Annotated in this window: 17 protein-coding genes; 1 reads left to right on the forward strand and 16 read right to left on the reverse strand. The window is 41.8% G+C overall.

What is annotated here, in order from left to right:
• The 3 genes from xylB to WMO28_RS05075 are packed head-to-tail and all read right to left on the reverse strand — an operon-like array spanning nucleotide 1 to nucleotide 3423.
• Nucleotides 1-1518 (reverse strand): xylulokinase, encoded by a 1518-nt coding sequence (gene xylB, locus WMO28_RS05065; protein ID WP_349056239.1) that lies wholly within the window; start codon nucleotides 1516-1518, stop codon nucleotides 1-3.
• Nucleotides 1519-1536: 18 nt separating this feature from the next.
• On the reverse strand, nucleotides 1537-2544 hold the full coding sequence (locus tag WMO28_RS05070) for a substrate-binding domain-containing protein (RefSeq protein WP_178644456.1): 1008 nt from the start codon (nucleotides 2542-2544) through the stop codon (nucleotides 1537-1539).
• A 27-nt stretch (nucleotides 2545-2571) separates the two neighbouring features.
• Nucleotides 2572-3423, reverse strand: coding sequence for a ketose-bisphosphate aldolase (locus WMO28_RS05075; RefSeq protein WP_178644458.1), 852 nt, complete (start codon nucleotides 3421-3423; stop codon nucleotides 2572-2574).
• Nucleotides 3424-3699: 276 nt separating this feature from the next.
• Here WMO28_RS05075 and WMO28_RS05080 point away from each other — a divergent pair, with 276 nt between their 5' ends.
• Nucleotides 3700-4146 carry an RbsD/FucU family protein gene (locus WMO28_RS05080; RefSeq protein ID WP_349056240.1) on the forward strand — a complete coding sequence of 149 codons (447 nt, stop codon included), beginning with the start codon at nucleotides 3700-3702 and terminating at the stop codon, nucleotides 4144-4146.
• Nucleotides 4147-4250: 104 nt separating this feature from the next.
• Here WMO28_RS05080 and WMO28_RS05085 read toward each other — a convergent pair whose 3' ends face one another.
• From WMO28_RS05085 to WMO28_RS05145, 13 genes are all read right to left on the reverse strand, one after another.
• Nucleotides 4251-7184, reverse strand: coding sequence for a C1 family peptidase (locus WMO28_RS05085; RefSeq protein ID WP_349056241.1), 2934 nt, complete (start codon nucleotides 7182-7184; stop codon nucleotides 4251-4253).
• A gap of 32 nt (nucleotides 7185-7216) precedes the next feature.
• Nucleotides 7217-7861: a hypothetical protein gene (locus WMO28_RS05090; RefSeq protein WP_349056242.1), complete on the reverse strand. Its 645-nt coding sequence runs from the start codon at nucleotides 7859-7861 to the stop codon at nucleotides 7217-7219.
• Nucleotides 7862-8032: 171 nt separating this feature from the next.
• The gene (gene glf / locus WMO28_RS05095; RefSeq protein ID WP_349056244.1) at nucleotides 8033-9148 is read right to left on the reverse strand and encodes a UDP-galactopyranose mutase; all 1116 of its coding nucleotides are present in this window, start codon (nucleotides 9146-9148) and stop codon (nucleotides 8033-8035) included.
• Between the two features lie 98 nt (nucleotides 9149-9246).
• On the reverse strand, nucleotides 9247-10716 hold the full coding sequence (locus WMO28_RS05100) for a flippase (protein ID WP_349056245.1): 1470 nt from the start codon (nucleotides 10714-10716) through the stop codon (nucleotides 9247-9249).
• Nucleotides 10717-10728: 12 nt separating this feature from the next.
• Nucleotides 10729-11595: a glycosyltransferase family 2 protein gene (locus tag WMO28_RS05105; protein ID WP_349056246.1), complete on the reverse strand. Its 867-nt coding sequence runs from the start codon at nucleotides 11593-11595 to the stop codon at nucleotides 10729-10731.
• Between the two features lie 59 nt (nucleotides 11596-11654).
• Nucleotides 11655-12707 (reverse strand): glycosyltransferase family 2 protein, encoded by a 1053-nt coding sequence (locus WMO28_RS05110; protein ID WP_349056247.1) that lies wholly within the window; start codon nucleotides 12705-12707, stop codon nucleotides 11655-11657.
• Complete coding sequence (locus WMO28_RS05115) at nucleotides 12707-13552, reverse strand: LicD family protein (protein ID WP_349056248.1); 846 nt, start codon at nucleotides 13550-13552, stop codon at nucleotides 12707-12709. The genes WMO28_RS05110 and WMO28_RS05115 overlap by 1 nt, the downstream gene beginning before the upstream one ends.
• 1 nt (nucleotide 13553) lies before the next feature.
• The gene (locus WMO28_RS05120; RefSeq protein ID WP_349056249.1) at nucleotides 13554-13982 is read right to left on the reverse strand and encodes an FAD synthase family protein; all 429 of its coding nucleotides are present in this window, start codon (nucleotides 13980-13982) and stop codon (nucleotides 13554-13556) included.
• Between the two features lie 31 nt (nucleotides 13983-14013).
• Nucleotides 14014-15252 carry a beta 1-4 rhamnosyltransferase Cps2T gene (gene cps2T, locus WMO28_RS05125; RefSeq protein ID WP_349056250.1) on the reverse strand — a complete coding sequence of 413 codons (1239 nt, stop codon included), beginning with the start codon at nucleotides 15250-15252 and terminating at the stop codon, nucleotides 14014-14016.
• Nucleotides 15253-15817: 565 nt separating this feature from the next.
• The gene (gene galE / locus WMO28_RS05130; protein ID WP_178645484.1) at nucleotides 15818-16834 is read right to left on the reverse strand and encodes a UDP-glucose 4-epimerase GalE; all 1017 of its coding nucleotides are present in this window, start codon (nucleotides 16832-16834) and stop codon (nucleotides 15818-15820) included.
• Nucleotides 16835-16913: 79 nt separating this feature from the next.
• Nucleotides 16914-17837 carry a sugar phosphate nucleotidyltransferase gene (locus WMO28_RS05135; protein WP_349056251.1) on the reverse strand — a complete coding sequence of 308 codons (924 nt, stop codon included), beginning with the start codon at nucleotides 17835-17837 and terminating at the stop codon, nucleotides 16914-16916.
• 137 nt (nucleotides 17838-17974) lie between these two features.
• Nucleotides 17975-19324, reverse strand: a complete 1350-nt coding sequence (locus WMO28_RS05140) for a sensor histidine kinase (RefSeq protein WP_349056252.1) — start codon at nucleotides 19322-19324, stop codon at nucleotides 17975-17977.
• Nucleotides 19321-19995 carry a winged helix-turn-helix domain-containing protein gene (locus WMO28_RS05145; protein ID WP_178645491.1) on the reverse strand — a complete coding sequence of 225 codons (675 nt, stop codon included), beginning with the start codon at nucleotides 19993-19995 and terminating at the stop codon, nucleotides 19321-19323. The genes WMO28_RS05140 and WMO28_RS05145 overlap by 4 nt, the downstream gene beginning before the upstream one ends.
• Between the last annotated feature and the right edge of the window lie 78 nt (nucleotides 19996-20073).

Genomic DNA, 20073 nt, shown 5'->3' on the forward strand with positions numbered 1-20073 from the left:
TTACTTTTCCTCCTCATTTCTCATCATAGGTTCAAGAGATTTATAGAGATTTAAATAGGTTTTATAGGTTTTATCATAAACGTCCCTGTTTGCAGGGTTCGGTTCATGTCTTCTTGTTTCTTTTACAGTAAGGCTGATCGCCTCATCGTAATCCCTGTACATTCCCACGCCCACACCGGCCAGGATCGCTGCGCCAAGTGTTGTGGCCGTATCGGATGACGGAACTACAATTGGTTTTCCTGTAATATCAGACTTGATCTGTGTCCAGAGTAGCGAATTTGCTGATCCGCCCATGGCACGGAGAACTTCCACATCTGCCCCTGCTTCCTTCGCCACATCAAGGTTATGCTTCAGAGAAAGTGCCACACCTTCCATGCAGGCACGTACCATATGTCCCTTGGTCTTGGAAAAATCCAGTCCGTAGAAAACGCCCTTCGCATTGGGGTTCCAGATCGGTGAACGCTCACCGGACATATATGGGAGAAAAACAACTCCGTCACTTCCGGGTGCAACCTTCTGGGCAATCTCATTAAGCTGGTTCAGTGAAGAGCCTTTTTCCTCTGACATCATGCGCTCATAATCTGCGAATTCCCGCTCAAACCAGCGCATTACGCCGCCGCCGCCGGTCGTGCCTCCCTGAAGGAGCCACTGTCCCGGAACAACATGGAAGCTTAAGATCAGTCTCGGGTCTGCCTTGTACTCATCCATGCAGATGCTCATGCCGCCAGCCTGGCCGCCCTGCTCCTGTGTCTCACCAGGATGGATAACGCCAGCCCCCAGAGTTCCGCATGCTGCATCCAGACCACCGGCTACCACCGGTGTTCCCACTGCAAGACCTGCTTCCTCTGCTGCCTTCTCCGTAACAGTTCCGACCACGTGGTCGCAGTCACAGATTTCCGGAAGAAACTCTGCCGGAATACCAAGTTTTCTGCACATATCCTCATCCCACACTGCTTTTCGCATGTCAAAGCAGTGCAGGCCATAGCCCTGTGAGACATCCTGGCTCATCACACCAGTCAGCTTAAATGCTATGTAGCTGTTGGACTGCAGAATCTTATCGATCTTTGCATAAACTTCCGGAAGATTCTCTTTATACCAGAGAATCTTCGCAGTCGTATAAGACGGTTGCAGAGAATTGCCGGACACACGGAAGATCTCATCTGCTCCGATCTCTTCATTCAGTCTGTCACAGATGGACTGTGCTCTTGTATCCATCCAGATCGGTGTGTTTGTCAAAACATTTCCGTCTTTATCAACTGCGATGGCAGACCAGCTCTGTCCGTCGATACCGATGCCTGCGATCTCATCCGGACGGATGCCGGATTTTCTGATGACTTCCTTCACTGCCTGACAGACAGCACTCCACCATTCCTCCGGGTTCTGTTCGGCCCAGCCTTCTTTCGGATAGTACACCGGATAATCGCCGTTGGCTGTTGCAACCACCTTGCCTGATTTCTCGAAGATCGCAATCTTACAGGCACTGGTTCCGATGTCAATACCAAGTAAATATGGTTTCATTGTGATTTCTCCTTCTCCTTATATCACGCGCACAGATCTCCCCGTAATGATCTCTGCGCCAAGCTTCTCTGTGATCCGCTCCTTTTCTTCACCTTCGCCCTCTTCCAGACGCTTCAGCATAATACCAGCCACCTCTCTGGCAATACCTGGCGTGGGCTGAGCCACAATGGTCAGCTTCGGATTGCAGGCTCTTGCAAACTGAAGATTGTCAAAACCGATGAGAGAAAGCTGCTCCGGAATCTTAAGTCCCAGCTCATTTACACCAATCACCGCACCCATGGTCATCTCATAGTTAGTGACAAATACAGCTGTCATATCCGGATTATCCGTCACAAGCTTCTCAAGACCTTTCACTCCACCCTGAATGGTATAATCGCCGTGATAGATCAGAGACTCCTGTATTGGAAGATTTTGTTTTTCATACGCGCTTCTATATCCCTGGAGACGTTCCTGCGCTGTAGAGATCTCCTCCGGGCCGCCAATAATACCGATTTTGCGATGTCCCGCCTGAAAAAAAACTCTCATGGCATCCTCAGCCGCCTTCTCATTGTCCACAAGAACACTGTCGCAGGAAAGATCCTGGATCTTACGGTCAATGAGTACGATCGGCTTCCCTGTCTTCTGAAATTTTTTCAGATGAGTGCCTTCTGTGTCCACCGGCATATTGATGATCCCATCCACACGTTTCCGGCTTAAGAATTCCACAGCATCCCGCTCCAGCTTCTTATCTGTACGGCAGTCACAGACAATGGTGGCATATCCGTGGCTTCTCAGCACATCCTCCATCTCTGTGATGATCTCCGCACAAAAGGTATTGTTAAGCTCCGGGATCACCACACCTATGGTCTTGGTTGCGTTGGTCTTAAGACCTCTGGCTACCTCATTGACCTCATAGTGCAGTTCTTCGATGGCTTCCTCGATCTTTACTCTGTTCTTTTCTCTTACGTTTCCGCCATTAAAATAAGAGGAAATCGTTGCAAGCCCAAGTCCCGTCCGCTTGGCGATATCTTTCATGGTCGCTGCCATACTGATCACTCCGTTATCTGGATATTATTATTCTGCCTTTCCGTCGCATCCACAAACCTTCATACGAGCCTCAACCAGCTCTTTTACTGCCTGGATTGCTTTTTTTCCGTAAGCCTTCGGATCAATTGTGTTCTCGTTCTCTGCGAAAGTCTCTTTTACTGCCTTGGAGTATGCTGCACGAAGCTCTGTTGCGAAGTTTACCTTGCAGATACCACGTTTTACGCAGTCACTTACATCCTCATCACTAAGTCCTGATGCACCGTGAAGAACAAGTGGAATATCAACAACCTCACGGATCTCACTTAAACGCTCCTTATCAAGAACCGGAGTTCCAACATAGAAGCCATGAGCAGTTCCGATAGCAACAGCCAGAGAAGTAACACCTGTACGCTCTACGAATTCTTTTGCTTCCTGCGGATCTGTGTTGGTGTCTGCCTCAGCCTCAAGATCATCTTCCTTGCCGCCGACCTTGCCAAGCTCAGCCTCGCATGGAATATTCAGAGCTGCTGCTACATCTGCAACTCTCTTTGTCTCTCTAATATTATCCTCAAAATCCAGTTTGGAACCGTCGATCATAACAGATGTGTAACCTGCATGCATAGCCTGCATAGCCAGTTCAAAGCTGCTGCCGTGGTCAAGATGAAGGCATACCGGAACTGATGCCTTGGCTGCTTCTGCTGCAACGATCGCTGCATAAGTCTCAACAGTACCATATTTAATGGTAGACGGTGTTGTCTGGATCATGACCGGAGCCTTCAGCTCCTCAGCTGCCTGGATGATTGCCTTTACCATCTCCATGTTCTCTGCGTTGAATGCTCCGACTGCGTATCCGCCCTTCTGTGCTTTTAACAGCATTTCTTTTGATGTAACCAGTGGCATAATCTTTTTCCTCCTTGGAATTATTGTGTTTATTTTCCATATTTTTTCTTTAATTCGCGCAGAAACCGAAACGTTTCTGTTTGAGTTCATCATAACGCGCCGAAACGTTTCTGTCAACCATAAAATTTTCATCATTTACAGGAAAATATTACCTTGAAAAGAAGAGAAAATACCGTTAGATTAGATTACAAGAGATACAAAGCCTGTTGCCGGGCAGGCAAGTCTGATACGACCGGCATTATGAGACAACCAATTTATCTTAGGAGGATATGAACTATGTTAAAAGGAATTCCAGAAATCTTATCACCAGAATTACTGAAAGTATTATGTGAGATGGGTCACAGCGACCGTCTTGTTATCGCAGACGGTAACTTTCCTGTAGAATCCATGGGCAAGAATGCGATCACCATCCGCTGCGACGGACATGGCGTTCCTGAGATCCTTGATGCGATCCTGAAACTCTTCCCACTTGATACTTATGTAGAGCATCCGGTAAACCTGATGGAAGTAATGCCTGGTGATGATGTGGAGACACCGATCTGGGATACATATAAAGAAATCGTTTCCAAACATGACGAGCGTGGCGGGAAAGCCATTGGAAACATCGAGCGTTTCGCATTCTACGACGAAGCCAAGACAGCATACTGCATCATCTCCACAAGTGAAAAAGCTCTCTATGCAAACGTAATGCTTCAGAAGGGCGTTGTTATCAACAACGACTGATCGCCTTACGAAGCAGCCTGATATACATACACACATATTCAACCAGAAACTCCCGGTTTCAGTTCCTGTGATTTTTGAACTGAGACCGGGAGTTTTTTTTATTTTTATCGTTTTGCTGATTTTGCTGTATAGCTTCCACACAGAACCTTGCCGGTAGATATTTTTACACCAGCGCGCACTGCATAATAATAGGTTATCCCTTTTTTCGCCGTTCTGTCCTCAAAGGATGAAGTCTTTCCGCCGGAAACGGTTGCTATTCTTTTCCAGGAAGCATTTTTTGTCTTACGGTATATCTGATAGCGGTCTGCATTTTTCTGAGTCTTCCAGTAAAGCTTCAGTCCTCTTGACGTTCTGGTAATTTTTGATATATTCTGCTTTGCCGGATATGACATTATATACGAACTGGCCGTATAACTGCTCAGAACTTTTTTTCCATCTACAAGGCGATATGCACGGACTGCATAAGCGTATGAAGTAATTCCCTGAATATTGTAATCTTTATAACTGAGCGCTGTATTCTTTACTTCTTTTATGCTTTTCCAGCCTTGATTTTTTGTTTTTCGGTAAATCCGGTATCCACTTGCTCCTGAAACTTTATTCCAGGAAATATAATTATACGGGCCACCTTTTGCTGCTGCTTTGGCTTTTACTTTGGTAAGCTCGATTTTGGCAGATGCCTTATCCGAATATTCTCCACGCGCTGTTATTTTTCCATTATACAGATAGGCAGCCCGAATCCGGTAGCTGTAGGTACTTCCTGTTTTTACTTTCGTATCCTGCCAGGTACGCACACTGGAACTGACTGTTGTCATCTTTGTTTCTTTTCCGTTATTCTCACGACGGTAAATTTCATAACGATTACATCCTGAAACCGCTGACCATGTAATTTTTATTTTATTATAAGATTTCTCTGAAATTTTTACCCCTGATGTTTTTCTGAGTTTTACCGTAATCTTACAGGATGCCCTGATTCCTTTTGCATTATTACCGCAACAGTATATTGTTGCAGTTCCCGGATGTACTGCTGTGATCATACCGCCTGTGCTGACCTTCACTACATTATTATTTGAGCTTGACCAGCTGATTCCGGATGCTGTCATTTCCGATCTACTTGCAGCTGCCTTCAGCGTTCTTTTTTCTCCTGCATACAGATTCAGCGAAGTCGCCGATATATTCATATTTGCCGCAGTCTGAAGTGTTCTGGTATGTGCTTTGATACGCGGTGTTATAGCCGGGCCAAAATTCCTTGTATCTGACCATACATTTTCAGAACTGCCACAAATAAAGCTCTTCCCACTCGGAACAGATGCCTCAAATTTGCACCATCCGTAATCAACACTGGCTTCCACATAATATTTCACGGTCTTACTTCCGGTATTTGTCACAACAATCGAATATAAACTGTTCTGCTGTATCAGAACTTCCGGAATCTTAAAGGTTTGAATTCCTGCCATTGACTGTGTACATGACACCGGTCTTGCATAAGCTGGTGTTCCGCTTGTAGGATTACCGGCATCTCTCAGATTGGTATATACCTGTACAGAAAAAGAATTATTGGCAGTCGTAGACGCAAGTGTTACCTCGCCCAGCTTTTCCGCCTTTCCCTTTCCTGCTGTAGCTTTAAAGACACTGGCAATCTTCTCCCCTGAATACAGGCTGATCGATGCAAGCCCCGAAGTTCCGTCATAAAAATAATTGTTTGCATACTCCGGCTTGTTTGTCGCAGCCACGGCCACAAGCTCACAGACGGATTTGTCCTCATAAGATATATAAAAATAGCCATTATTTCCCCAGTTTGTTCCCCAGCTGTTTTTGACGATCCATGCTCCGTTGGAAGTCACATTTGAAGCAGCCTGAAAATTCGCCGCCGAATAATTATCATCCCATCCAACCACGGTAACTACATGATTTACACTCTTTGTACTTGTGGGATAAGAATATGCACCGGTACTGGCATTATAATATATATTCTGCGCGTTATACATCACACTGACAGAATGCCTAGAAGTCAGAAGCCTTTTCATGGCATTCACTGAATAATCCGAAAAATATGCATTTTTAAGATATGCAGCTGCATTATACTCTTTTGATCTGCCCGGAATTACACCTGTTTTCTGTGTATGTGTCGCATCTGTAGCCAGTGGAACATTATTCTCCGTGGTCATTCCTGACCATGTACTCAGAAACATGGAAGCCAGCAGATCATTTCCTCCTTCATGATAATCAACATTCCCATTGTCATCCGTTCCATAATGATGGTTTATATCACCTGCTGTATTTCCCAGTGGATCATTACTTCTGTTCGCAAAAAAATATGCCAGATGTTCTTCCGACAGATCATATGCCCCGAGGTCCTGAGATAAAAGCGATGTTTCCATGAGAGACGCCATTCCAAATGCCCAGCACATTCCATATGGCTCCTGATTTTTTACGGAAGTGACATAGCCCATGTCTGCTGCGTTATAATAAGAAGGATAGGAGGCAGCTCTTCCCATAGGAATCTCATCCGCATCATTACCAATCTCCACAGCGGTAGAATAAGAAGTCAGTGTATCAAACGGAGCAAGCTGTTCTTTCTCTTCCTCTTCAGTCAGCGGTCGTCCCTTAATATACTCAACTCCAGCTTCTTCCGATTCAGTTTCTCCGTCTCCAAACAGTTCTTCTTCCTGTAAATCTGTCAGTTCTTCCTGATCTTCCACTTCTGATACATCTGTGCTTTCAGGCGAAAGCTGTATTTCTGTGGAAGTATCCTGCGGATTCTCTGTTATTTCCTGTATATCATCATCTGTATCAGAATCATCCATATTTTCATTCTCTTCTGTCCCATCATCCAGTAATGATTCAGAAACAGCTTCTTCTGACACATCACCATCATTGCCATTTTCGGACAGTTTCTGTACATAATCATCGTTCACATCTTCACTGAACACCTGTGCATCATCAAAATCAGCTGCCATAACTGAAATCTGGCTTCCTGCAACTGCCAGACTTATCATAAATGGAAGTATTTTCTTTCTGATCATCTGTAAACGCTTCACTCGAACCTCCTCATGTTCCACTCTTTTATGTATCACCTTTTTTTCAAATGATATCCCAAAATTCCGATTATTCCCAATACTGTTGCAGCTCCGATCCACAGAAACGGATTCTCATACCAGATATTATCCTGTTTAAAAGACTTTGCCATAGTACCATTTACAGGTCTGGCCTCTTTCTGCGGGGAATCTTCTGAAGCATCATCTGCATCTGTCTTTTCCGCATTTGCTTTTTCTGTCTCTGATGTATCTTTTTCCTTCTCTGTAACCTGATTCTTATTAACCTTCTTTTCATTAATGTCCGGTTCAGCTCCGGTGCCAATATCTGCAGATACTGCATCTGCCTTCAGCTCCTCATCCTTCGAAGGCCGCAGTTCATCCAACGGAACATAGCCATGAATGCCATTATATTCTGTATATCCCCAGTTTTTCCCGTTTTTTTCCGTCTCACCTTCAATATGCAGAACTGTTCCATCTTCCACTGTCGCATTATTCAGTTTTTCACTCTTATTGCTGGTTTCCGGATAAATATCCACTCCGATTCCGCCGGAATCAACGGTCATATAATAGTCCGTACTGCTCTGCGGAAGTTCTGTTTTCTCTGAATGGTCTGCATAAACAGAAACCGTCAGACTCAATACACAAATACCTGCAAGGATTACATTCCTGAATCTTTTCATTAGAAAATTCCTCCCTTTAAAACCATCATAAATATAACGCTGCCAGCCGGTAACACATTCACCTGGCGTCCACGATTCATATACACAAAATCCCCTTATACTTCTTCTGCCCGAAATATAAGAGGATCTTATCATTTGTTATATTGATCAGGTTATGTATCCGCGAATGAGCTATGCCAGCTCTTTCTCACACATATCCAACGCAGAAGCGATCACTGCATCCATGTCATAGTATTTATACTCACCAAGACGTCCTCCAAAGATTACCTTCGACTCTTTCTCTGCAAGTTCCTTATACTGTGCATAAAGCTGTCCGTTCTTCTCATCATTAACCGGATAGTACGGCTCATCTCCCGGTTTCCATTCAGAGCTGTATTCACGGCTGATCACCGTCTTCGGAAGATCATTGCCTTCCTCATCCTTGCCAAACTCAAACCATTTATGCTCAATGATACGTGTCCAGGGTGTCTCCACATCTGTATAATTTACAGCTGCATTTCCCTGGAAATTCGGCTTATCCAGAGTCTCATTCTCAAAACGTACTGAACGATACTCAAGAGTTCCAAGCTTGTAATCAAAATATGCATCAATAGCGCCTGTATAGATTACTTTCTCAGCCAGTGCATCATACTCTTCTTTCTTTGAAAGATAATTCTCATTCAGATGAACCTCAATGCCTTCCAGCAGATTGGCAACCATCTTTGTATAACCACCAACCGGAATTCCCTGATAAAGAGCATTGAAATAGTTATTATCAAAAGTCAGACGCACCGGAAGTCTCTTGATAATAAAGGACGGAAGCTCTGTGCACGGACGTCCCCACTGCTTCTCTGTATATCCTTTGATCAGCTTCTCATAAATATCTGTACCAACAAGGCTGATTGCCTGCTCTTCAAGATTTTTCGGCTCTGTGATTCCGGCTTCCTTACGCTGTTCCTCGATCTTAGCCGCAGCTTCTCCAGGAGTTACAACACCCCACATTTTATTAAAAGTATACATATTAAACGGAAGGCTGTACAGTTCTCCATGATAGTTTGCAACCGGGCTGTTGGTAAAACGGTTGAACTCTGCAAACTGTGTGATATAGTTCCATACTTTCTTATTATTTGTATGGAAAATATGGGCACCATATTTATGTACATTGATTCCCTCAACCTTTTCTGTGTACACATTTCCCGCAATATTCGGGCGTTTGTCGATCACAAGAACTGATTTGCCCGCTTTCTTTGCCTCATGGGCAAATACAGCACCATAGAGACCAGCGCCTACGATAAGATAATCGTACATTTTGTTTTTTCTCCTTATTACTTGATGATGCTATTCTAACACCTAATCCTCTCATCTGACAAGGGTTCTGAATATTTTTCTGCAAAACCGTAACATTTTCACAGCTGATTATTTTTTAAAAATCGTTTCTTTGCTGTCTTTATCATTCTCAGAACTACTTCATTTTGCGTTTTTACAAAATACCACAGACAGAGACCCAAATATAAACCTCCACCCAGTACAACCTGCAGAAGAAGTGCTTCTATTCCTGATTTAAAGATAATTTTTATTCCGATTATAACCGCAAACATCAGAATTCCAAATGGAATAAACGGCACTGACACTGATAAGAATTTCCTGATCGGCAGTTCTTTTCTGACAACTATCACCTGCCAGATACAAACGATCATTTCCGCTGCTATCGTACCAATCATTGCGCCAAATGCACCTATTTGCGGAATCAGTAAACCATTGATACATAAATTAACAACTGCACCTGCAATTACCGATGTAATATATTCTCTGTCTTTTGATGTAGGAATCAGATACTGGGTTCTTATAACATTTGCAAAGGAAATAAACGGAATTGTAAGTGCCAATCCCATAATCAGCTGACCGGAAACTGTAAATTCTTTTCCCCAGAAAAAAGGAGCAAATACTGTTCCTACACCAGCCAGTCCAAATGTAAATGCTGTTGCCAGACACATAACAAATTCCATTGAAAGCGTCATATAACGTTCCGCCGAATTATGATTCGAAGATGCTGTCAGATTAGACATTTTAGGCAGCATAACTGTTCCAAACGAGGTAATGACTGTCATTGGTATGTTTATAACTTTTTCTGCATTTTCGTAATATCCTAATTCTGTTTTACTGCTGAATGCACCGATCATTATCTTATCCATATATTTATACATACTTACGGCTATTGCCGGAATAAATAAGATTGTCAACGGTTTCATATGCTTCTTCATACTCGCCCAGTCCGGTCGTACAAATTCCACATATCGCCTCAACGGAACCCACAATGCGATCTGGCTGATCAGGTTTCCCAGTGCCATTATCAGGCAGTATTTCCATAAATCATCTGCTGATCGTACAAATACAAACACACAGATAACGTTAATAATTTTTATGATCGTATTTCTTGTTACGATCATCTTAAAACGTTCAATTCCAAAGTAAAACCAGCTGATATCCAATAATCCGCTTAATACATATAAAGTCTGAATTTCAGCATATATTCTTACCTGTTTTAATGAAATAATATATCCAATATAAGCTAATACACAAACTATGGAGATCAGGATATGGAGAGTTGCAATATTAACAAATGTCTTATTTAATTTTGCAGAATCATCCCTGGCCTTTGCAATCTCCCTATTTCCATAGTTCTTAATGCCTAATAATGAAAACAGCACAAAATAATACGCCACTGAATATGAATATGAATATGTTCCCAGTCCCTCTGCTCCGATTACTCGTGCAATATATGGCGATGTAACAAACGGAAGGATCAGAACGAGAACTTCATATATCATCTGATATGCAAAATTTTTCTTTACGCTGCTAGTTTTCTGTGTTTTCATCTTTTTATCCTCTTATTGCATCCTGCCGTTTCTTTTCACCTGACAAAGTATCAGTTTAATTAATGTTTTTAATTTTTTCTGTTTCTTCAGGCTTTTTTTATAAAACGGAATGGCTTTTTTTGCATCTGTTTTGAAAAATTCATCCCCCATTTGTTTCAGAAAAAAGGCATTCAGAGAATTATCTTTGGAAATAATATTCAAATACTTGTTATACAATACACTAAGTGCATCATACCTTGACGTTTTTCTTGAAATACTGTTTTCCTGAACTTCCGCAACAACCAACGATTCTTTAAGATATCCCATCTTAAGTATTTCCGCTGCACGGATTGCAAAATCCCAATCCTGATATTTTTTTATTTTTTCATCAAAGCGCACTTTATTAAATGCTTCTTTTTTTATCAGAATACACTGGGTGCTGACACAGTTTTCTTTTAATATCTGTTTCTGCTTATCCCCATTTTCATCAAAGGTATATAATGGAAAATACCATTCTTTGTTTTTAAAATGATTGATTCTTTTCATTCCACAGAAAACCATATCATATTTTCCGTTTTCCATGAACTGTAATTGTCTGTCCAATTTTTCAGGCATCCATATATCATCACTGTCCTGGAATGCAATATATGATCCCTCTGCACTGTCTGCACCCTTGTTTCTGGCATAACAGGCACCTCTGTTTTTTTCCAGCCGGATACATTTTCTTACTCTTGTGTCTTCATAGGCATCAACTACATCTGCGGTTTTGTCTGTTGAACAGTCGTCTACAACTATAACCTCAATATTGCTGTATGTCTGAGCCAAAACACTGTCTATACACTTTTTTATAATATCTTCTCTGTTATATGCCGGAATTACAACAGAAATCATTTCATTCATTTTTTTCTGCTCCATTATCTTTCTGCTCTCTGCATCGAATAATCTTTTTTAATCTTGTACTATTTCCACTTTTCTCCCAACAGTATCTGATGTATGTTCATGACAAACAACAACATTACATATGCTTTGGAATGCATCAGATATATCGTGAGCCAGCTCTTTTTATCTTTCTTAAAAATTCCTCTTTTTACATCACGGGTAAATTCTGTCTGCATACAATCACAGGCCGCGATCTTTTTGATCCATTCTCCTTTTTCCTTTGTGGAATACGGACAGTCTTTATGGTTGAGCTGCAAAGTTATGATCGTTCTTACATACTCGGCAACCATTTGATTTCTTTGGATTTTTTCAGTTAAATTATTTTTTCTTTTATCCCAGATAACTGACTCATTTGACGCAGTAGTCAGTAATGACTCTATTTTATTGGCATTAAACTTTCTGGATGTTGATGACGCATCTCTGCGATAATGAACATAATATGTTTTAGGGTTGACAACAATCACGTCTGCCGCATCATAGACCCTGACTGAAAAATCCATATCTTCACTGCCAAATTTCATATTTTCGTCAAACTCAAAACCATATTTATCAATCAAAGATTTTTTATAAATACCATTCCACAGATTCGTCAGATATCTTTTTTTACGGATATCATAATATCTGTCGTATTTCGTATTTCTGTCAACTACAATTTTTTCTTTTCCGTCTGTGTCTTTTTCCCTGACAATAGTTCCGTCTTTTGTCACATCGATCAGTTTTCGACCGAATTTCACCATATCAGCATCATAATCCCGGGCCAGTCTGTAATTTTCTTCCAGAAGTCCTGGAATATATATATCGTCGTCATCACAAAATGCAATATATTCCCCGGTCGCAGCCTTTATTCCCATATTTCTGGCTTTACAAATACCGCCATTTTTTTCAGCATGGATTACTTTTACTCTTGAATCTTTTTTTGCTATTGTGTCACAGATTTCTCCACTGTGATCTTTACCGCAATCATCCACCAGAATGACTTCTATTTCTTTTAAAGACTGTTCCAACACACTATTCACAGCTTTTTCCAAATACTGTTCTGATTCATATACTGGAATTATTACGCTAATTTTCATCAGTTTTCCTCTTTAATTCTTATCAGTTCTGTAGAATGCGTATTTCTTTTTTCTACCGGTGGGAGTTTCATATAATCACCATATATCTTTTTCAGATATGCATCATAATTTGCCGGTGCCGTAAATTTCTCTCCTTCAAATTCATATAATGCTGCATCTCCATAGTAAAAAGATTTGCTCATAATACTGTTAAAACGATAAATTCCATTAAAATTCATATAGACTTTACTTTTGGATGCAGGATATTTCATTAAAGTCTTTTCAAGCTTTTCATATTGCTTCTGGAGATTCATAAAACGTCCCGGTTTCAGAGTTTTTGCTATAAACATCAGGATCTTCTCATACCATGGACGGTTAGGCTTACTGTCCTGCAGATCTTCATAGTTAGCCCAGCCTATCATAACTTTTCTCCAAAGTAAATGAATTTTATGGATACTCAGTAAAAATTTATTCTCCGGCATTCCATCTAACGGAAAAATATCAATCCAGGCTGGTTCTATACGTGCCGTACTAAAGCTGTTATTTTTCACACAGACTTTATGATTCATTAAACGTGCTACCGGATGATGATAATTCACATCATCTGCATAGGATTTAAATTCCATTCCTTCAGGAAGTTCACTGTTAACAATCTTAATAAATTTTTGGTAATCTTCCCGCGGAAGAGCAATATCAACATCATCATCCCATGGAATAAAGCCATGGTGTCTGACTGCGCCTAAAAATGTTCCTCCGCTTAAGTAATATGTAAGATTATGAGCATTGCATATTTTTCTTATCTGGAGCAACATCTCAAATTCAACATCATGCAGTTCTTTTAAACTATCATTTTTTTCCAACGCCATCTTATTCCCCAACCTTTTTATTTTGTACTGTTCGAAGCTCTGTTGAACTGATTCCGCTTGTATGCGGTAAGTAAATTACACTTACACCTATTTTTTTCATTTCAAGCTCTGTCTGTTTCCAGCGGGAATTCCCTTTCCAGTCATCTCCGATAAAAATCACATCAAATCCTATTTTCTTATGCATTTCAATCTTATCAAGCGTATCTGCAACAATGCATTCATCTACTGCTTTAATATTTCCCACTATATATTGGCGGCTGTTTTCATCGATTACCGGTGTTTTATTTTTGTATGCTTCTACCAGTCTGTCTGAATTCACTCCTACTACAAGCCTGTCACAGTACTTCTTGGCGTTATTCAATAAATTTAAATGTCCAATATGAAACATGTCGTATACACCTTGTGTATACCCAATTTTGTACTTTTCCATAACTGCTAATCCTATACTGATATATTTTTATCTAATTCTCATTTGCAAAAATTTCTGCATACATGCTGCAAATTTTATCCCAGGTATATTCTTCTGCCACACGTTTTTTTGCTTTTTCCCCAAGCTTTGCAATTTCCTCGTTACTCATATTATCCGCTTTATCAATCAATTCGGCAAGACTTCCCGGTTTGCGGCTCCAGTACAATGCACAATCCTCGGCAACTTCTTTATTAAAACCGACATCCACCAGTAAATTCAGATCTGTACTTCCCAATGCCTCGATCAGACTCGGATTTGTTCCGCCGACAGTATGACCATGAAAATATGCATAGGCATTCTCACGAATCTTTTTCAGCAATTCCTGATCATATACTGTGCCAACAAATTTGATTCTTCTATCACTTTTAAAATGTAATTTTTCTTCCAGTTCGTTTAAAAATTTGTCATTCACATTTGTAATAATGGCAAAGTCTTTTTTACTTTTACTGCACATAAATTCACGAATCATAACTTCAAATGAATTTTCAGGTACAAATCGACCTACAACAAGATAATATTCCTTTTTGGTTAAGCCCTTCTCCAGATACCAGTTTGTCAGTTTTTCATCATCATCAGACAATTTGCTGAGTGTCAGATCCGCACCATACGCAATGAATGTTGTATTCGGATTTTTTTTCCTGATTCCTTTTCCATCGTAACACTTATGAATGTATTTCTCTATATTTACAGAATCACAAACAGCAAGATCGCAATATTTAACCATTAACTGTTCTGAAATTTTCCAATATTTCCGAATTGGAGCAGACCATTTCGCTCTCATCCACTCATGTCCATCCGGATTTAAATATACACGGCCACCCAGCTTGTGAATCTTCTTATGAAAATATGCTGCAAATGGTCCGATACGACAAGCCATGATATACACGATCGGGTGCTTGATCCCATGCTCTTTTATATATTTGCAACAGATATTCAATGCCGCAATATCGTAATAAATCGCCTGTGCTGCACCTATCTGAGGAACATCAATTTTAAAACAATGTGCATTGTGAAATTCAAATTCGTGATCATTGATTCTGGTCACGCCTTCCAGCTTTGTCTCATCCATATAGCCATCACCGTTAGCTTTACATGCTACATGATATTTTATATTTTTCTTATTCTGATGATGCTCTGTAAGTTTATATACAAAAGTTTCATATCCACCGTATGCGCCTAAGCTTTTGGCTCCTACCAAGAATACATGTTGTACGTCATTTTCCTGCTGCATTCATCTCCCCCCATTCTGTCCGAAAATCTGATTTTCAGGCATAAGTCAGTTCCTTTCTTTTATCTGCGTCATTGAAAACTGAAAAAAACACATAAGAACACTGAACTATTTCAAATTATATTCCTAATAAACTCAAAGTAATATGAGAAATACACGGAAGCTTTGAGAGCAGTGTATAATTTTTATGTATTTTATTCAGTTTTCAATATAATAATCCGGTTCTTAATCCTATAAAATAATCTTTCTTTGACACAAAAAATGGACGCACCAACCCTACAACACCTACATTTTCTATAATGTTATAGGATTGATCCATCTTTTTTTTAATTATCAGTAATAAAAACAGATTTTGTTCTTGAATATTCTTACACAAATGTATAATTTCAAGTTTACAAATTATGATATCATCGCTGATATACATTGTCAAGTTTTAATGACTGAACCCTTCTGTTAAATCTGTACTTATTTGCTGTTTATACACACTTTCTCTGCTGTAAATAAAACAGACAGTCTTTATAATTGACTGTCTGTTTTGGCTTTTCTTTATATTCTTACAGGCAGGTCCTTAATCTTCATATCCATTTGGGTTCTGGCTCTGCCATTTCCAGGAGTCTGCGCACATCTCGCGGATTCCGTTCTCAGCTTTCCAGCCCAGCTCTCTCTCTGCCTTGGATGCGTCAGAATAGCAGGTTGCGATATCGCCAGGGCGGCGGGCTTTGATTACGTATGGGATCTTAACACCGGTAGCTGCCTCGAAGTTCTTAACGATGTCAAGAACGCTGTAGCCTTTTCCTGTTCCCAGGTTATAAATGCTTAAACCGGAGTTGTCCTCAAGCTTCTTGAGGGCTTTTACGTGGCCTTTTGCAAGGTCTACTACGTGGATGTAGTCACGGACACCTGTTCCGTCCGGTGTATCGTAATCGTTTCCGAATACGCCAAGCTCTTTCAGCTTGCCTACTGCAACCTGTGTGATGTATGGCATCAGGTTGTTCGGGATTCCGTTCGGGTTCTCGCCGATGGTTCCGCTCTTATGAGCACCGATCGGGTTGAAGTAACGAAGAAGTACTACATTCCATTCCGGATCTGCCTTCTGGATATCGGTAAGGATCTGCTCCAGCATGGATTTCGTCCAGCCGTACGGGTTGGTACACTGTCCCTTCGGGCACTCCTCTGTAATCGGGATGATAGCCGGATCTCCGTATACCGTTGCTGAGGAAGAGAAAATGATGTTCTTTACATTATGTTTTCTCATCACATCTACAAGTGTCAGGGTTCCTGCGATATTGTTCTCGTAGTATTCCCATGGTTTGGCAACCGATTCACCAACTGCCTTCAGTCCTGCAAAATGGATACAGGAGTCGATCTCCTCGCTGTCAAAAACCTTATTCATTGCGTCACGGTCAAGGATGTCTGCCTTATAGAATTTCACCGGTTTGCCTGTGATCTTGGATACTCTGTCAAGAGCTTTCTCACTGGAATTACATAAGTTGTCAACAACGACTACATCATAGCCTGCATTCTGCAGCTCTACAACTGTATGGCTTCCAATGTATCCTGCTCCTCCTGTTACTAAAATTGCCATAGTTTCTCTCCTCCTCTGATTGGATTTAACAATTCCTGTTTATTTTAGCACTGTTCGGCACTTTGCACAATAGAGTAAATCAATCCCAAAGTCCCTGTGGGTAAAGTCCCTGATCTTTAAGACTCTGAATTGCTTTAACTACAACCGGCTTGTCTTCTTTATAGGTCACACCATACCATTTATCCTGTGTGGTAAGAACTTTTACAGTAGCTTTTTTCTCCTTAAGAAGCTCATCTACTACAAATGGCAGGAAATACTCACATTTCAGCGGATTCTCCGGGATGCTTTTCTCAAGGAATACAGGGAAGCGTGCCTGCAGTTCCTTCATGAATCCGCCGGTAAAGCCCCACATATTCATGGATACCGGTGCATCAACCGGAAGACTTACCCATGTTTTTCCGTCATCCTCGGTATAAGCTGCGCCACCGTCGCGTTTCTCAATATGTGTTCTCTCATTGATATCTGCGAGATATCCGTTCTCATCTGTCTCGCACACACCACGGGATACGTAGCCATTGTCTGTCAGTGTATTCTCAAGACGGTATCCTACCATCATGTACTGAGCCGGAGTACTCTCCTCCTGTGCCTGAATCAGAAAATCATATGCCATCTTAAATGCATGTGTTCCATAGTAGTCATCTGCGTTGATCACAACAAACGGTCCGTCGATCTCTCCTGCACAGCTCAGTACTGCATGTCCGGTTCCCCATGGTTTCACACGGCCTTCCGGTACCTGGAATCCTTCCGGAATGTTGTTCAGATCCTGGTGGACATACACGATCTCCACTTTATCGCTTAAACGGTCTCCGATGGCGTCACGGAAATCCTGCTCATTCTCTTTCTTTATGATAAATATAACTTTTTTAAAGCCTGCGCGCACAGCATCATAAATGGAAAAATCCATGATGATATGGCCTTCCTGATCCACAGGATCAATCTGCTTCAGTCCGCCGTAGCGGCTTCCCATTCCTGCTGCCATTACTACCAGAACTGGCTCTTTCATAAACTTATTCCTCCTGTTATTCACTATTTCAGATTTTTTTATCCACAATATGTCAGAAAGCCGGGCAGATTCTCATCCGTCCGGCTTTCTGAACCCTGTATTTTATTATACTACAATTTACTCTGGAATCCTATCCGTTATTTTTCGGATATCTCCGGAAAAACGATCTCCATTCTTGTTCCCTGTCCCTGTTCGCTCTCCACATTGATCTCCGCATGATGAAGGGTCGCTCCGTGTTTCACGATGGAAAGGCCAAGTCCTGTTCCGCCTGTCTGCCTGGAGTGGCTTTTGTCCACCCGGTAAAAACGCTCAAAGATTCTTCCCTGCTCACTTTTCGGAATTCCGATTCCATCATCCACAACACAGTAAAACGGATGCCCCTTCCGGTTTCCTACCATAATACGCACATGTCCGTTGTTTTCTGTGTAACGCACGGCATTATCCGCAATGTTAAAGACCATTTCGTACAGAACATGGCGTACTCCCTGAATTTTCTCAGAGGAGCCTGAAAGTTCAAGCTCAATATTCTTCTTTCCTGCTGCATTTCTGAGATTGTTGGTCACATCTTCCGCAAGCTCATAGAGATCCACTTCCTCAAAAGGCACCTCACTGTTGCTCTCATCCAGTCTGGAAAGCTGAATAATATCAGCCACAAGATCGGAAAGCCTTACCGCCTCATGGTAGATTCTTCCGGAAAATTCCTGTACATGGTCGGCCGGTACCATTCCGTTCATCATAAGCTCTGCATAGCCCGAAATGGACATTAACGGTGTTTTCAGCTCATGGGAAACATTTGCCGAAAATTCCTTTCGGATCTCCTCTGCCTCTTTGAGCTCTTTTACCTGCTGCCGGATCTGACGGTTCTGCTCATCTACCCGCACAAGAAGCGGCCGAAGCTCCTCATAGCATACGTTTTTCAACGGATTTTCCAGATCCAGGTCGTTGATCGGCTGGATCAGCTCTCTTGTCTGCCTCTGGACAAAAATGAACTCCATGATCAGGACAAGAAGCATCAGAATTCCCAGAACCACAATGCTAGAAAACCAGGTAGAATAAATGGAATCCACTGTCTTTCCAACGCGGAGCACACTTCCGTCATCCAGTTTTACTGCGTAGTAGAAGGTCTTTTTCGCAAAAGTCTCGGAATAGCGGATGCTTTCACTTGTTCCCTCTTTTTCTGCCTGGATGAATTCCGGCCGGTTGCTGTGGTTTTCCAGCTTTTCCGGTGTTGCCTCGGAATCATAACGAACGGTTCCGTCCTTCGCGATCAGTGTTACACGGCTGGTCGATACATTTCCAAGCTTCTCTGTGAGATAAGAATCTCCAAGCTCTTCCATACCAACGCAGATGTACTGAGCTTCCTCCCGGACTCCCTGCTGCATATATGTGTTGAACCGGTTATAGGTTACCACACTGGCTGCCAGGAATGTAACCAGAACAGCCAGAACGATCATGACACTGGTGTGATTCAGAATCTTTTTTTTCATAAGTGATCTCCTATCCGGTATCCCACACCTCGCACGGTTTCAATGAGATTTCCTGCCTCCCCAAGCTTCTGGCGCAAAGTTCTCACATGAACATCCACAGTTCTCGTCTCTCCGTCAAAATCATATCCCCACACATGGCAGAGGATCTGGTTCCTGGACATGACCAGCCCCTTGTTTTCCAGAAGATATTCCAGAAGCTCGAATTCTTTTCGGGTAAGCTCCTTCATCTCTCCCTGATAGCTGACCTCATGGCGGGACACATTCACACGGAGTCCCTTGCAGTGCAGCTCCCGCTCCTCACTCTGTCTCGCACAGCGGCGAAGGACTGCTTTTACCCTGGCTACGAATTCCATCATTCCGAAAGGCTTTGTAATATAGTCATCTGCTCCGCCTTCCAGACCTTTTACCTTGTCGAATTCTGCTTCCTTTGCTGTTACCATAATCACCGGGATATCTCTCGTCCTGGTATCACTTTTCAGCCGTTTCAGAATATTATATCCGTCCTCTCCCGGAAGCATGATATCCAGCAGAATCAGCTCCGGCAGATTTTTTTTCATGGCTGTGTCAAGCTCTGACCCTGTTTCAAAGCCTTCCGCCTCAAAGCCTGTTGTCTCCAGGGTATAGACAAGAAGCTCCCGGATGTTTCTTTCATCTTCCACACAGTAGATCATTCTCCATACCTCTCCGTTTGTTTTATTTATAACTCTCAAAAAAATTTCTCTGTATCTTCAGTATAACTTCTTTCTTTT

This window comes from Blautia aquisgranensis (assembly GCF_040096615.1).
GTDB classification, from domain to species: domain Bacteria; phylum Bacillota; class Clostridia; order Lachnospirales; family Lachnospiraceae; genus Blautia_A; species Blautia_A aquisgranensis.